This window comes from Pedobacter rhodius (genome assembly GCF_027213645.1).
Classification (GTDB): Bacteria; Bacteroidota; Bacteroidia; order Sphingobacteriales; family Sphingobacteriaceae; genus Pedobacter; species Pedobacter rhodius.
Map to the genome: position 1 here is coordinate 1,195,392 of NZ_JAPWGL010000001.1, position 15,979 is coordinate 1,211,370.

A 15,979-nucleotide genomic window follows, 5' to 3' on the forward strand; every position below is an offset into this window, starting at 1 on the left:
AAATAGAAATATGAAAACGTTTAAAATATTTTTCAGTATATGCTTATTAAGCATTGTTTTATTGAGCTGCAAAGAAGATGTGTTAAAGCCGGTTGAAAAAGATTCGGATAGCCCTGCTCCGGTTACAAATGTGAAAGTAGAAAGCCGCCCGGGTATTGTAAAGCTTACTTATGCCTTACCTAAAGATCCCGATTTGTTATATGTTCAGGCAGAATACACCAATAAATATGGGGAAGTTATTAAAAATAAAGCTTCTTATTATTCAGATTCTCTTGTTATTGATGGGTTTGCAGATTCAGCAATTCATAAAATGAATGTATATGCAGTAGACCGAAGCGAGAACAAATCTACCCCGGTTACCATTGATGTAAAAGCCATGTCGCCTCCGATTTTTGGCATAAAAACCAGCCTCGTGTTGCAGGAGGATTTTGGCGGTATAAATGTAAGTTATTCAAATCCGGCTGAAGCCAATATTGCGATTGTGGTTACTTATAAGGATTCATTAGGATTTTTCGTGCCAAACGAAACCATTTATACCAAGCTGAAACAAGGAACTTTTACTTCAAGAGGTTTGCCGCCTAAGTCAACCATTTTCGGTGTGTACATCCGTGACCGTTGGAACAATCGTTCGGATACGGTATTTAAAACACTGACGCCGATTTTTGAGCGGGAACTGGATAAATCAAAATTTAAAACGGTAACCTTTCCAACTGATATTGGCGGTTATGGCAATGGATTGGTGGTTTCCAATATGTGGGATAAAATTATTTCACCGGATTATGCCATGTGGCACTCCAGGGGAGATGCAGGCATGCCGATGCATGTCAGTTTTGATTTGGGGGTTGTAGCCAAACTCAGCCGCTTTGTTTTGTGGCAAAGAAACGGAAATTACATATTTAATCATGGTAATCCGAAACGCTACGAGGTATGGGGTTCTGAAAACCCGCCTGCAGACGGAAGTTACAATAACTGGGTTTTATTAAAATCCTGTATTTCTGTAAAACCATCCGGACAGCCGGCCGGCATAAATAGTAATGATGATGTGGTTGCGGCAGCCCGAGGAGAAGAGTTTAACGTTCCGCTTAATGCACCAAAGGTAAGGTACATCAGGATAAAAATACTGGAAAACTGGGTTGGTGGTTTGCAGGCGCATATCGCTGAAATGAGTTTCTTCGGAAACGACAAATAGATTTATTTAAAAATCCCGGCTTAAACCGGATAATTTAATAAAAATGAAAATAGAGATAAAAAATACCCAATGGCTTATTTTAGGTATATGCAGTATGGTAATGTCGGCCTGTACCAAAATGGATGCTTATAAAGACTTTGGGGGCGGAAAAGAAATCCTGTATGCCGGCAAACCTGATTCGGCTATTGCTTTTTCCGGTAAAAACAGGTTAAAGTTATCATGGCTGCGTGCCTCTGATCCGAAAGTGGTTAAAACCCGTATTTTCTGGAATAATCATAAAGATTCTGTAGAAGTTGCTTGGTCTGCTACAACATCCAAAAGAATAAGCACAATCATTAATTTGGCTGAAGGTAATTATAACTTCGAATTGTATAACTACGATGCTGCAGGCAATCATTCTGTAGTCAGCAGGTGTTCCGGATCGGTTTATGGAGAGGTTTTTCAAAAATCTTTATTTAACCGGAACCTCGATAATTTTTATGCAAAACAGTTTAACCTGCCCTATAATGCTGCACTGAGCTGGAGCAGTTCTGACGCAAAATCAGTTGGGGTAGAGGTCACCTATAAAACCAGCTCAGGTGCTGATAAACGGGTAATTAGTGAGGCAAAATCAAATGTTACTTATCTGCCCGATTACGATTTAACGAGTCCGGTAAGTTACAGAACGATGTTTTTACCCGATTCTGCTGCGATAGATACTTTTTTTACCGCTGCCGTAATAAAATCGCCCGCTACACTTCTTCCAGGGCAGATTCACCTTAAAAATGCAGGATATCCATTTAAGGCTGCTAAAACGGTTGGTCGTTGGGGAACACTTGCAGACTGGACCACGAATGATGCCGCAAAAAACCACGATGGGCCAGTTGGCGGACTTGATAATTTAAATACCAGCGTAGAGAATTTTATATCTTTTGAGTTTTGGGGAACACCGGCAATCAATAATGGTAAAATATCGCAGACCGGTTCATTGCCGGCCGGCGCTTACCGCTTGGTGGTCACCATATCCAACATCAACAATAACCTGGAAGATGCTTATATCAGCATTGCAAAAGGAACAGAACTGCCGGATGTAGCGAATGTAAGCAGTTCACTTGCTAGGCTTAAGTTAACCAATAACCAAATGAATAATAAAGATTTTACTTTATCCTTTACTTTGACACAGCAGGAAACCTTAACCTTGGGTATGGTTTGCACAATGAAAAATGTTAACGAGAGCAGTTTAAGAATAAGAAAGTTTGTGTTATATAAAGATTAACGCCATTAAAACAGGTTCAAAATATTGAAGTTAATGGTTAGAGTTAGTGCTCGTGGGTGGTGGAAACATCACCCATTTTTTATTATATAGATAGGTATTGTCCGGATTTGTCTGGAATTGTCCTGATTTGTCTGGTAAAACATAGGATTGTTCGGGTGTTGTTCGGGGTTTGTTGCTCTAGTAGTGCTTTAAAGGCCATTTTCCCGAAGGAGACTCGAAGCAAAGTAGAAGAAGATGGCTGCGAATCCGCAGGCCAAATCATTTAAATATTGAATAACGCATGTTTTAAGATTCCTGCCTGCGCGAGAATGACAACTTATGCTTTAGCTCATTTTCGGAAATCTTCAAAATTAGCGGGAGCATAAAATAATTATCTGAAAATATAGTTCCCGCTGATTTTCGCAAATGCCGCAGATATTATAAGTTTATTAAGTTGAAGTCAGACCTTCTGTGCACTGATATGCTTTAGTTGTTGTTTCATAAATACTTAAAAGTTAGTATTTTATCAATAAAATTAATTGTGTTAATTAGTTTTTAATCCAATCTGATAATATTCTTTTACTGTTCTCGTGAATAACCAAAGCGAACAGGCAAGATAAATTTATTATCTAATTAATCACCTTTTTATGGCACGTTTTAATTTAGAAGATCTAATACAGCGAGAAAAAGCAGATTTAGACAAACTCAAAGTCGCAATTGAAATATATCAATCTGAAGATAAATATGAATTTGAACGAAGAAAATTTAAAACCGAGAATCTTCGTTTTTTTGCCATTGCTTTTTTAACTGCTGTAATTTCTTTAGGCTCTTCATATTTTATCGAATCGTTTAAGCAGCGTAATACAATCAGCCAGGATATAAAAAAAGAATTTGTAGAATTAAAAAAGAATTACTTAACAGAAAAAGATAGAAATAAGCAAAATGAACTCGCATGTGCCTTAGCTAATTTTGAAAATGTTTTGCAGGATAAGACAATCGAAAAAGCGCAACTGAATTTTAAAAAAATATGTTCCAATATTTCGGATATTCAGCAACAAACTGAAACCATAGCTAATACGGATACTTCCTCTGCGGCAGTTAAAACAGCACTTTCAAAACTTAGTGATTATGATAGTGAATTACAATCATTGAAGCAAAAAACCAGAATAGCATCTGTAGCTGACAAATCCAAAATTTTAAATGAAATAGCAAAAGTAAATAGCAATATAAACGCTGTTGTAAATTCGGTACCTGAATTGGAAAAAGCCGTAAAATCGTCAGAAAATATAGAAAAGAATGTAAAGCAAATTGAAACTATTACAACGGATATCAAGGATAAACAAATTCAAAATGAAGCAACTTCTGAAAAAAGTTCTGTTTTATGGTTTAAAGAAGGTTATTTTTTACAGTTTAAGGAATTTCGCATTCTTTTACAATATTTAGATAAGGATCTTGGTATACAGGTTCAAATATGTAAAACTAAATCCACAAGAGCTTGTGAAAATCCGCTCCTAACTAAAGCCTGGGTTAAATTTGGGTCACCATTACAATTCTCTGATGGAGATCAATCTTACCGTATAAATCTGGAAGCAATTGCGCATGCGGGTAAAAATCCATTTAATCTGGCAGCTTATGTTACATTTGAAACTTTAAAACAAAAAGATTAGAGAACATTTAAATATCCTCTAGCTCCTCTAGCGCAAGCGTCTCGCTTGTGCTGTTAGCGGATATTTTTTTGAATATTAGTCACAAGCGGGACGCTTGCGCCAGACTTGGGGTAAATACGAATTCTCTTTTTGAACTAAGCGGAATTGGCGTAGGTTTAGTCGGTAATGGTGATGTGTGGTATGATTTTTTAAACGGGCAGGTTTACTATACGGTTCAGGGAAAATTGAGATTCTATCTGACTCAAAATAAAGACAAATTTTTTGAATTTAAATATCAAAAAGGTTCAGGTGCGCCAAACTTTAACCAGGGAGATCAATATGGATTGGCATTAACGATAACATTTTGATTAGGAAAACCCTCACTGACACATGAGTGTCAGGTGTGAATAATTAAGCAATGAATATATGTCTCATCCTGAAATGAGTTTACAGATAGTCTTATACGTCTATAACTTTACCGTTTTGGATAAGACCCTAGTTTAGGAATGATAGATGACAATCAATTTAAATTTTCCTAGCTTGACCCTTTTACCTGTAAAAATGCCCCATAAGTATCTACACTTTGGAGCATTTTTATAATTAAGGTCCTTATTTATTTATGGTAATATAAAAATAGGAAGGCTATCATTTGAAAACCAGAATGCTTGAGTGCATCCAGATTTATAAGCATTGTAGTGTTCTGTATAATTAGGATATTGCGATATTAAGCCATCAATATATGCTAGTTTTTCATTCAAATAACTGACATTTGCCTGCCTTATCTGGAAGCTGCTGCCGCTAGTTGATTTTACTGTTATATAGCATTTACTATTTGGGCAAGTCGCTGCAGTACTTTCTGTTAAATCAGTTCCTCCATATTCATCTATTTTATAATATGCTATGACTGGGTTGTAAATTATTGTATTCTTAAAAAGATCTTTCGTTTCAAGAAGGACTTCTTTTATTCCTTTCGCCAAACCGCATCCGGTTGACATCGGATCGTTCGCTAAACAATAGTTATCATAATAATATTCTGCCGTTACTGCATCACCAGAAACAGGTTTAGGAGGTGGAGGTGTGCCTGATGACTCACAAACATCACCAATTCCATTGCCGTTTACATCTTCTTGTCCAGGATTATAATTGTTAGGGCAATTATCTGACGCATCTGAAAAGCCGTCACAATCTGCGTCGTCTATATATGGACATGGGGTACCATCTGCGCGAAGATTTTTCGAGCCTTTAAAAGTTTGAATGTCTGGTTCAATTGTTTGTCGGTCACAGCTTAGAATGACAATCATTGTTAGGGCAATCAAGCCAAAAAGTTTAGTTCTTTTCATAGTTAGTAATTTATTGGTTCTTATCTATTTGTAAGTTATTCAAATAATTGATAAAAACATAATAATTCTTTGTGAGGCCATTATATAATGATGTTTCGGTAGACAGTTTGAATTACGGTAAAAGAAATCTGAGTTTGCAATTATTCTACTGGTGAATTATGCAAAGCCATGTACATTTGATTTTTTAAAGCAAATGATAATAATCCTGATAAAATACAGTAAATAATCAAAGAACATAACTCTAAAGCATTGGGAAAAGCAATTAGTTGAAGTAAATGCATACGCGATACGCGTGTGCCAGTGAGGCGTTAGCGAGGGGCAGACATACTCAAAAAATTCCTAAAGGTTAATTATTAACCAGGTTACCAGCCTGGTTCTTTGTTTTTAAATTATTGCCATTTCCTCCTCTAGCGCAAGCGTCTCGCTTGTGCTGTTAGCGGTTTTTTGAATATTAGTCACAAGCGAGACGCTTGCGCCAGACTTGGGTTGCAATATTATAAATATAATGATATGTTGCCAGTGATTAAGCGACTATGTTTTAGCCAATATTTGAATCTTTTAACGTATAGATCACCAATACGTAATCATTCTTTTTTCTACGCTGATGTAGCCATTATTTAGCGTTATGGTTTCAACAATACAATTGTTTTTTGAGTCAAGAATTCTTTTAACATGACTGGCTTGGATCGTTGGCTTTGGGTATAATCTTTCTTCACCATCCTTTCGCCCATATCTATCAAATTTATTACTGTATATACTGGTGGTGTCACCCTTTCCATTTTGCAAGATGACAGTTTCTATATTATTTGATATTGCTATTTTAGTTCTGCTATTTGTTTTATTGTTTTTACTATCGAATGAAGTTGATACAACCGTATTACCATTTCTATATTGATAGGTTTCTTTATGTAATAAAGTTCCGTTTTCAGTGGCTTCTGCTTCAGATAGCTTTCCCTTTTTGTTATAACTATAAATTATTGATCGTTTTTTTTCTTGATTGTGCCTCCAGCTTTCCTCGTAAATCAATTTACTTTTTTTATTGTATTTTTTATAGGTTTCACCAATAATGGTACCCTTATCGTCCAGAAAACTTAACTTAATCATATTTCCGTGTTTGTCATAATCATATTTAAAACACATAAAGTTTATTCCAACCGATTTTAGCGTTACTAATCGACCCTTTTTATCATATTGTTCAATCGTCTGATAGTTTGATTTTTTCAATTCTCCAATACCAGAGTAAGAATCGATCAGAATTTCTTTTGGTCTACCAAAGTATTTTTCATGCCCTTTCAAAGGTTCAACTGATTTGCATGACAAGAAAATTAGCGTAATAAAGGTAACGTAGAGCGTATTTTTCATAAAAATGTTGGTTAACAACCAAGATAATGCCTTGATTTTACATTATCAAATGCAATAGTTATCAAAATACAGCAGGTCTTTTGTAGATAATACAATGGATTAAAAAGTCATTAACCAAAAAAGGCTCCTAGTATTACTGAAAGCCTTTAAAGTACCTACTCTAGCGCAAGCGTCCCGCTTGTGCTGTTATCGGATAGTTTTTTGGATATTAGTCACAAGCGCGACGCTTGCGCCAGACTTGGATAAAACCAAAAAAGGCTTCCAGTATAACTGAAAGCCTTTAAAAAGTACCCCGGAAGGGACTCGAACCCCTGACCCTCGGTTTAGAAAACCGACGCTCTATCCAGCTGAGCTACCGAGGCCCATTTTTTTAATGTCTGCAAATATAGAAGTTCTAATCAATAAGGAGAAATAAATTTTAAATATTTATGCCTCTATTGCAGTATAAATAGACTTTATCCCTTAACTGTTTATAAACGAATTAATTACTTAAATACTTTCTGAACTTTATCCTCAACTTAAGTCGCATTAAAATTTCATTTTAAGCTTTCCTATAAAAATCAACTTGTTAGTTGGACGATTGGATTTGTTTATCCGGTTGGTTAACTGGCCTTCAATTAATCCAGATTAACATTTATAAATAATTTAGATGGTTATTTGTTTTATTATTTGATTTATATAAAAATAAATTTAGATTTGTCTAAAAATAAGTTTAGATAAATATGAATAATTATAAGCGGCTAATTTTTACGGTTATATTTTTGGCAATTTCAAACCTCGTTTTGGCGCAGCAGATCTCGCTTAAGGGCAAAGTCACTTCCGGTGGGGTATCTAAGGAGAATATTAACATTAAGGTATTAAGGTTAAATAAATCAGTTAAAACCAATTCAACCGGTGATTATGCTTTTGAGCAATTGCCTGCCGGCGATTATGAAATTGTTTTCTCCGCGGTTGGTTACCTCGCTAAAAAGCAAAAAATATCCATTAAAGATACCGTGCAAAATTTAGATATAGATATAGAACAGCTGGCTTCAAATTTAAACGACGTGGTCATTACGGGCGTAAACCGGGCAACTGCATTAAGAAAAAGTCCGGTGCCTATAGCGGTACTCACCAAAAAAACAATGGATCAAAACGTAAATACCAATTTAATAGAGGCCATAGTTAAAGGCGTTCCCGGGGTTTCGGCAGTAACCACAGGACCGAATGTATCGAAACCGTTTATCCGGGGACTGGGTTACAACCGGGTATTAACTTTATATGATGGTTTACGGCAGGAAGGGCAGCAGTGGGGCGATGAACATGGAATTGAAGTGGATGAATACGGCATCAGCAGGGCAGAAGTGGTTAAAGGTCCGGCAAGTTTAACTTACGGTTCTGATGCGCTGGCCGGGGTAATCAATATGATTCCTTACAGTCCTAATTTTGAAAATGGTCGACTGAAAGGTGATTTCACCTCAAACTACCAGAGCAATAATGGCATGATAGGTTCTTCTATAGGCCTTGCGTACATCAAAAACGACTGGAAATATAGTTTCAGGGCAACCGGAAAAACTGCTCATAATTATTACAATCCGGTAGATGCTTATGTATTTGGTACCGCCTTCAGGGAATATAATTTCTCTGCCAGTGCAAGGGTAGATAAAAAATGGGGCTATTCCAAAACCGCTTTAACCTATTATGATAACTTGATGGAAATTCCGGACGGTAGCCGCGATTCATTAAGCAGAAGGTTTACGAGGCAGGTATTAGACGCAGGCGATGACATCAAAAACAGGCCGATCGTACCGGAAAATGAATTAACAAGTTATTCAATAAATCCTTTACACCAGCACATCCAGCATTATCGTTTTTATAACACGAGTCAGTTTAAGTTTGGAAGCAGCGATTTGAACTTCCTCATTGGTGCACAGCAAAGTGTGCGGCGGGAGTTTAACCACCCAACGGTTCCTGAACAGGCCGGACTTTACGTGGTTTTGAATACCCTGAATTACGATTTAAAATACAATTTGCCTGATTTTGCAGGTATTGAAAGTACGCTGGGTATCAATGGGATGTTCCAGGGAAACCGAAGCAAGTCCGCAACAGATTTCCCGATTCCTGATTACAACCTTTTTGATGTAGGTGCCTTCTATTTTGCGAAGAAGTCTTTTGGAAAAGTAGATATCTCGGGAGGTATCCGATTGGATAGGCGACACATCAGCTGGAAAAATTTCTATGTTGGTACCGATGCGCAAACGGGTTTTGGTAAACAGGTTGATTCAAATTCCCCGGATGCCGAGCTCCAGTTTCCGGCATTTAATAAAAACTATTATGGCTTATCGGGCAGCTTAGGTTTAACATATAACTTATCAGAAAAGCTCTTGGTTAAGGCCAATATTGCCCGGGGTTACCGGGCGCCAAACATTACCGAAATTGGTTCAAACGGATTAGATCCCGGTGCGCATATTGTTTATTTGGGCAACAGATCCTTTAAACCGGAATTTAACTTGCAGCAGGACATCGGTATTATTGCCTACCTGAAAGATGCAGAGCTCAGTCTGGAAGTCTTTAACAATAACATTCAAAACTACATTTATCAATCGAGGTTAACCGATGCAAATGGGGATCCGGTCGTTATTGTTCCCGGGAATTTAACCTACCAGTACCAGCAATCAAAAGCTAGGTTGTATGGTGCAGAACTGAGTGTAAATGTACATCCCGCACAGTTGAAATGGTTAAGCTTTAACAATAGCCTGGCTTACGTAGTAGGTTTAAATAAAAATCAGGCTTTGCTGCAACAACACGGCAGGGCAGCAAAATATTTACCATTCATTCCACCGCTACAGGTGCGTTCGGAAATCAAACTGACGGCTCAAAAAACAAACGGAATTTTTGATAAACCTTATATCAAATTTGATGGCGTTTTTGTGGCGAACCAGAATCGTTTTTACGCTTTAGATGACACAGAAAGTTTTACCGCAGGTTATGCTTTATTTAATGCGGGTTTAGGCTCGGGAATTAAATCGAAATCGGGTAAAACGGTAATGGATATTTTTATACAGTGCGATAATATTTTTAACAAAGCTTACCAGTCTCACCTTAACCGCTTAAAGTATTTTGAATATTATACGGCATCGCCAAATGGCAGATCAGGCATTTATAATATGGGTAGAAATTTAAGTTTTAAAGTTATTGTACCAATCTAGTTGGATGTGGAAGATGGATAATGTGAGATGTTGGACGGGTGATGGATACTAGCGCTAATGGATTTGTGGGATGGATGGTGTAGGGTAAAGGAAAGTTTAGGGATATATGTGATTTAATTTCGGTTTTGCATATGATTTATTGTTTTTCTCCTTTACTTTTACATCATCCATCTTACATCATCCATCTTACATTATCCACCCACTTATGGCTTCAGTTAGCGAACAACGTTTAAAAATTTTAAGGCAATCGATAGGAAAAGTGATCGATTCTTCACCCTCAAATTATATGAACTGGCTTGCTCCGGTATTGATTAAGGCCGAAAATGGCCTGCTGGTTTGCAGTTATATCATTCGTAAAGAAATGACCAATCCCTATCAAATTTTGCATGGTGGCGTTACCGCCGGAATTATCGACGATTTAATCGGAGCGACCGTTTACACCATGGGACTCGAAAGCCGTTTTACAACCGTAAGTAACTACATAGATTATTTTGTACCTGCAAAAGAGGGAGATGAAATCATCGCTGAAACAGCGGTGGTTAAACAGGGGAGAACCATAATAAATTTGCAGTGTGAAGTATTTTTACCGGCAAAAAAACGTTTAATAGCAAAAGGCTATTCCAATATGTTAAGCATAGGTTAAGTCTTTTAGATGGACTATCGGAAAATTTGTTGATTTAATTAAATTAAAAAAACATTCTCGTTATCCTGGTGTTTTAACTTTACCAAAAATATAATGAGCCATGTTAGAAAATTATTCCACCCTGCAGTTTATTGTTAGAGGCAAAATTTTTAATGGATTTTGTATGAAAATACAAGATGATTTTCATGAAACTTATGCTGTTGTTTTAGATGGTTACCATTCATTTTGCATCTGGATGGATAACAAAACTGAAAAATGGTGTGCTTCTAAAAATGTAGCCATTGATCCGGATGCTATTGATGAAATTATCAACAGAATCGCTTTACCAGCCTGATTTAAAGTTTTTTATTCAATTTGTTTGTCTTTGCGAGAAGTAATGACGAAATAATCTTTTATATTTAAAACCCAACACCCCTGGTTTGAAGTCCACAGACCGGAACCGAAGATTCCCGTCTGTCTGCCTGCGGTAGTTAGGCGTGAGAAATCAAGATTTTTGTAAACAAACCATCAGCGGGAATTATCGAAATCTGCGGAAAAATTTTCAACATAACAATAGACATAAGATTCCCGCCTGGAAACAACGAAAATTTTGCCCTGAAATAAAATTAACCAAAAAACATATAGCACAATGCGATTGACGTAATAATGCCAACCAAATCTGCTAACAACATTGCGCCCACCGCATACCTGGTATTTTTAACACTTACCGCACCAAAATAAACGGCAATTACATAAAAAGTAGTGTCTGATGAGCCTTGAAGTATGCTCGATAATCTTCCGGCAAAAGAATCTGCGCCGTAGGTTGTCATGGTGTCAATCATCATTCCCCGGGCGCCACTGCCGCTCAAGGGTTTAATTAAAGCCGTTGGTATTCCGTCAATAAATCTCGAATCTAAATTGAAATACGTGCAGACGCTTTTCATGGCATCAATGATAATGGTGAACGTTCCGCTGGTACGCAACAGACTGATGGCAATTAACATCCCAACCAGATAGGGAATAATCCGGATTGCGGTGTCAAATCCACCCTTGGCACCTTCTACAAAGCCTTCAAAAACATTTATCTTTTTATATAAGCCGCCAAGAACAATCAGGAAGAAAATCAGCAGCAACAATCCATTACTTAAAACACCCGAAAAGGATTGAAGACCCGTAAGGCTCAAGGTGTTTAAATATAACACCAGGCTGGCAATTACTGCCGATAAGCCTAAAACCCATGCTAAAATTACAGGCTGGAAAATATTGATCTTCTGCTTAAAAGAAACAATAAACATGGCAGCCATGGTGGCCACAAAAGTCGCAATCATGCAAGGAATAAAAATATCAGTAGGGTTGGCTGAATGTAATGATGCCCTTACCGCAATAATACTCACCGGAATTAAGGTTAAACCGGAGGCATGTAAGCAAAGAAACATAATTTGTGCATTCGAGGCAGTTTCTTTATTTGGGTTAAGTTCCTGTAAACTTTCCATTGCTTTCAGACCAAATGGGGTCGCCGCATTATCCAGCCCTAATAAATTAGCAGAAAAATTCATAACCATATGTCCTGTTGCAGGATGGCCTTTCGGGATATCGGGGAATAATTTAGAGAAAAAAGGACCGATAATTCTTGATAATAAACGAATGCCGCCTGCTTTTTCCGCAATGCTCATAAAGCCCATAAATAATGCCATTACACCGATTAGTTTTAAACAGATGTTTACGGCCGTCCAGCAGGTTTCGATAACACCATCAATTTTTAAAGGATTTGCAGCATCATCAGCCTTGCCAATAATCATCCAGTTAAAAATATCCGTTTGCCCGAAAAAGAAACATTTAATACTGGCCACAACAATTGCCACAATAATAAATGCCGACCAGATTCTACTTAATGCCATTTAGGTTTTTCGTTTAGTTTTCAGGGTGTAAAATAGCTTTTTTGCTTCAGAAATAAAAGAAGTCGGAAGTTCGTAATCCGAAGCCTAAAGTTTGCATGGAGAACCAAGTTAACGAAGCATTGATTGATGGTCAATAGCTGATGGTTAATAGTTTGGGTTATTACAGTGTTCGTTATCCGATAGTTGTCGGATGTGAACTGAAGCGGTGGATAGTATGCTAGTGTGAAGCAAACTTTTTTCAAAGGAAAAAGCCTACAGCTTTCATAATTTTGCTATGTACTTTGTGACCTCTGACTATTAGAAGCATGGCGGTAAAGATTGCCACGTCGTTACTCCTTGCATCCGATAACTGTCGGATGACAAGTGATCGTATCCAACGCCTCGGTCTGTATCCTCACAGAATGAAATAAAGTAAAGTAACAAAGATTATTTCATTGGCAGGAAAGCCGCCTTGTAATGACGACTTTTAGGGACTGGATTTACAAATATTACAGGTCGGCAATCATGGCTATTAACCATCAGCTATAAAAAAAGCCCATAGCTATCTTAATTTCGCTATGGACTTTTTATTTCTTGTCTCCGGACTATCTAGGGTTTATCATCAGTCAATTCAAAGCCCCATGTTTTTCCTTTTTCAGTTGCCGGTACACCGCTGGTCATCCAGGCCGGTGCTTTAGCGCCTTTTAAGTAATAGTCAAAAAACTGTTGTTCACGAATTTGAATATCCTTACGGTTCTGGCGCTGAACTAAATTATGTGCTTCACCATTGTAGTTTAACAGCCAAACCGGCTTGCCTAAACGGCGTAAACCGGTAAACATCTCAATACCCTGGTACCATGGCACGGCACCATCCGCATCATTTGCCATAACTACAACCGGTGTATTTACCTTAGGAAACATAAAAAGAGGAGAGTTCTCAATATACAATTCTGGTTTTTCCCATAGCGTAGCACCAATACGACTTTGTGTTTTTTCATATTGAAACTGGCGATTCATACCACTTTCCCAGCGAATACCGCCGTAAGCTGAAGTCATGTTGGCAACGGGTGCACCAGCCCATGCAGCGGCATACATATTGTTTTGGGTAATCAGATACGCCACCTGGTAACCGCCCCAACTTTGGCCCTGAATACCAATTTTGCTGCCATCAACCCAGCTGTTTTTCTTTAAACTTTCTACACCTGAATTAATAAATTCAACAGCTGATTGGCCCGGGTAACCTGTTGTATAAGTAATATCCGGTGCGAAAACCAAATAGCCGTTACTTACGAAGAACGAAATATTTAAACGTGATGGCGTAGGTGCAGGGGCCTGGTAGGTATACAAGCCATCAGATAATTTTTCGTAGAAATAAACAATCATTGGATATTTCTTATTAGGGTCGAAGTTTTCAGGTTTATATAAAATACCTTCCGACTGGTAACCTTTTGGTGTTGTCCATTTCACCAGTTCTGCAGTTCCCCAGTTGTAACTTGCCTGCTGTGGATTTGTACTGGTTAATTTATTTTCTGTTTTGAAATCGGTTGTTACATAAACATCAGGTGAAGCGACATAATTTCCTTTGTCGAAAATGTAAACATCAGCATCTTTTGCTTTCAGTAAATTTGAATATTTGGTTTTACCCATCACCACTAAATCAGGGTTTTTAACTGTTCCTGCATTCTTACGATAGAAACCATTTTCTTTAGTAATGTTATTAAATCCATCTAACCAAACCAATTCATTTGCTTTAACAAATTTAGTATCGGCACCACGCTCGAAACGGTTATCTTGCTGGGTCCTTTCGTAACGGAGTGTAATTTTATTATCACGACCGAAATTATTGGTAATGTTTTTTGCAGGTGATTTTCCATCTGGTGAAAACGACCAGATATCGTACCTGTCGTAAATTAATACAGCTTTATCGTCTTCCGTCCATGTTGCTATACCATAAGCCTTTGGTGTATCCGGAACATCATTTTCCTCATCGGCAAACTTAACGTTCATGCCGTTGTTCAGTTGGGTCACCTTACCATTAGCCACATTATAAGTGAACCAGTTTGATGTATTCTCATCAAAATAAATTACATAATTTCCGGCAGGAGAGGCAGAAGCGTTCCCGTTTAATTTTTCAATAATTTTTTTGCGCTGACCGGTTTTTGTATCAACCAGGTAATAATCTTTTAAGGTAGAACCACTCCATTGAGATTCAATCCTGCGGCCAAAGTCGGTTGATGCCAAAACAAAGTTTGCATCGCCATCGCTAACCATATTTGCATCAGGAAGACTTAAATCGGTTAACGGAATTACCTTGGGATCGCTGCTGTAAACGTCGATTACGGAAAGGAAACTTTTTTTGCTGTCTCTTTCTGCATTTTTAAGCTGCATAGGTTGCAGGTAGTCATCTTTATAGTTCCAAACATCAACTTTGGCCACTTCAAAATCTACAATTGTAGTGTCTTTTGGTTTTTTGACAGGCGCAATGCCGAAGAATAATTTCTTACCATCTTTACTAAAAGAAACCCTGCCATCGCCGCTTACCGACCATTTTGAAGGTAAACCAGGCATATCATAATCTACAATGATTTGAGCAGTATCTAAGGTTAAAGAGTTATAGTAAACATTGTAGTTTTTGATTTCTTTCTTTTCAGGATCCTGTTCGCCCACAAAAGCTAAATGTTCGCTTTCCTCATCAAAAGTAAAACCTTTGAAACTTCCTTTTCCGTTTATCAAGGTTTTCAATGTACCTTTTTCTGTATTTAAAAGATAAACGCCCTGAGGTGCTGTTTTGTCTTTTTTTGTACCGCTGCATGCAAAAACCAATTGTTTACCATCTTTACTGAAAGCATAATCAGTAACATATTTATAGGTTTTATCAATACCTGTTAAAAGGTTTTTAACAATAAGATCAGTTCCTTCTTCTTTTTTTGGACTGCCGGCAGGTTCATCATCTGCAAAGTCTGTTTCACTATCTTTTTTTGGAGCGGTTACCGACGCTTTTTTAGCAGTATCTAATTTATCCAGTTGATATGCCAGATAACCAAAGCCTGTTTCAGGCATTTTAAACGATTTTACCCGGGCTACTTTAGCAATAGTATTGCTTGTTAAATTGGCGATGCCCAAAGTATCTTTCGGCATTGCATCTGGCTTTGTTTTTTTAATTTTTGCCTGACGTAAATCCTTATAAAAAGGCTTTATAAGAAATGCAGCAAATTTAGAATCGTTGCTGAACTGACCTGATGAAGCCCGTGGTATGCTAATCTTTGAATTTGTTTTCAGGTTTGTGATGAATAATGTTGCATCACCTTCCTGCTGAAGTACACTATATAAAGCCAACTGACCGTTATTTGATAGTTGTTTGGTACCTATTGCTTCCCAGGAATCATAAACTTTATGATCTAAGGGTTTCTTCTGTGCATAGGCAACGCTGGCTATGAAAAACAGTAAAAATGTTAATCTTTTTTGCATTTTAGGAATGAATTAATTTGTTGGTTGAGATTCAATCCTTAAAAATTGTAAAT

General features: G+C 37.4%; 11 protein-coding genes and 1 tRNA gene. 7 read left to right on the forward strand and 5 right to left on the reverse strand.

The window, feature by feature from the left end:
* Positions 1 to 10: 10 nt before the first annotated feature.
* The 4 genes from O0931_RS04925 to O0931_RS04940 all read left to right on the forward strand — a co-directional run bounded on the left by O0931_RS04925 (position 11) and on the right by O0931_RS04940 (position 4,437).
* Entirely contained in the window at positions 11 to 1,189 is a 1,179-nt protein-coding gene (locus O0931_RS04925; protein ID WP_269414438.1) for a DUF5000 domain-containing lipoprotein, read from the forward strand.
* A 43-nt stretch (positions 1,190 to 1,232) separates the two neighbouring features.
* Positions 1,233 to 2,444 carry a DUF4998 domain-containing protein gene (locus tag O0931_RS04930; RefSeq protein ID WP_269414439.1) on the forward strand — a complete coding sequence of 404 codons (1,212 nt, stop codon included), beginning with the start codon at positions 1,233 to 1,235 and terminating at the stop codon, positions 2,442 to 2,444.
* 626 nt (positions 2,445 to 3,070) lie between these two features.
* A complete protein-coding gene (locus O0931_RS04935) occupies positions 3,071 to 4,090 on the forward strand; it encodes a hypothetical protein (protein WP_269414440.1) in 1,020 nt (339 codons plus the stop codon).
* Positions 4,091 to 4,158: 68 nt separating this feature from the next.
* Positions 4,159 to 4,437, forward strand: a complete 279-nt coding sequence (locus O0931_RS04940) for a hypothetical protein (RefSeq protein WP_269414441.1) — start codon at positions 4,159 to 4,161, stop codon at positions 4,435 to 4,437.
* Between the two features lie 249 nt (positions 4,438 to 4,686).
* Here the strand turns inward: O0931_RS04940 and O0931_RS04945 are convergent, their stop codons facing one another.
* From O0931_RS04945 to O0931_RS04955, 3 genes are all read right to left on the reverse strand, one after another.
* On the reverse strand, positions 4,687 to 5,409 hold the full coding sequence (locus O0931_RS04945; RefSeq protein WP_269414442.1) for a hypothetical protein: 723 nt from the start codon (positions 5,407 to 5,409) through the stop codon (positions 4,687 to 4,689).
* A 570-nt stretch (positions 5,410 to 5,979) separates the two neighbouring features.
* Positions 5,980 to 6,771 carry a hypothetical protein gene (locus O0931_RS04950; RefSeq protein WP_269414443.1) on the reverse strand — a complete coding sequence of 264 codons (792 nt, stop codon included), beginning with the start codon at positions 6,769 to 6,771 and terminating at the stop codon, positions 5,980 to 5,982.
* 288 nt (positions 6,772 to 7,059) lie between these two features.
* Positions 7,060 to 7,133 (reverse strand) — tRNA-Arg (locus O0931_RS04955).
* Positions 7,134 to 7,493: 360 nt separating this feature from the next.
* On the opposite strand from O0931_RS04955, the gene O0931_RS04960 reads away from it, so the two are divergent.
* The 3 genes from O0931_RS04960 to O0931_RS04970 all read left to right on the forward strand — a co-directional run bounded on the left by O0931_RS04960 (position 7,494) and on the right by O0931_RS04970 (position 10,936).
* Positions 7,494 to 9,959 (forward strand): TonB-dependent receptor, encoded by a 2,466-nt coding sequence (locus O0931_RS04960; protein ID WP_269414444.1) that lies wholly within the window; start codon positions 7,494 to 7,496, stop codon positions 9,957 to 9,959.
* A 205-nt stretch (positions 9,960 to 10,164) separates the two neighbouring features.
* Positions 10,165 to 10,602 carry a PaaI family thioesterase gene (locus O0931_RS04965; protein ID WP_269414445.1) on the forward strand — a complete coding sequence of 146 codons (438 nt, stop codon included), beginning with the start codon at positions 10,165 to 10,167 and terminating at the stop codon, positions 10,600 to 10,602.
* A gap of 163 nt (positions 10,603 to 10,765) precedes the next feature.
* Positions 10,766 to 10,936: a hypothetical protein gene (locus O0931_RS04970; protein WP_269414446.1), complete on the forward strand. Its 171-nt coding sequence runs from the start codon at positions 10,766 to 10,768 to the stop codon at positions 10,934 to 10,936.
* 271 nt (positions 10,937 to 11,207) lie between these two features.
* Here O0931_RS04970 and O0931_RS04975 read toward each other — a convergent pair whose 3' ends face one another.
* Together O0931_RS04975 and O0931_RS04980 are read right to left on the reverse strand one after the other, a co-directional pair.
* Complete coding sequence (locus O0931_RS04975; RefSeq protein WP_269414447.1) at positions 11,208 to 12,479, reverse strand: nucleoside recognition domain-containing protein; 1,272 nt, start codon at positions 12,477 to 12,479, stop codon at positions 11,208 to 11,210.
* 588 nt (positions 12,480 to 13,067) lie between these two features.
* Positions 13,068 to 15,926 carry a S9 family peptidase gene (locus O0931_RS04980; RefSeq protein WP_269414448.1) on the reverse strand — a complete coding sequence of 953 codons (2,859 nt, stop codon included), beginning with the start codon at positions 15,924 to 15,926 and terminating at the stop codon, positions 13,068 to 13,070.
* Between the last annotated feature and the right edge of the window lie 53 nt (positions 15,927 to 15,979).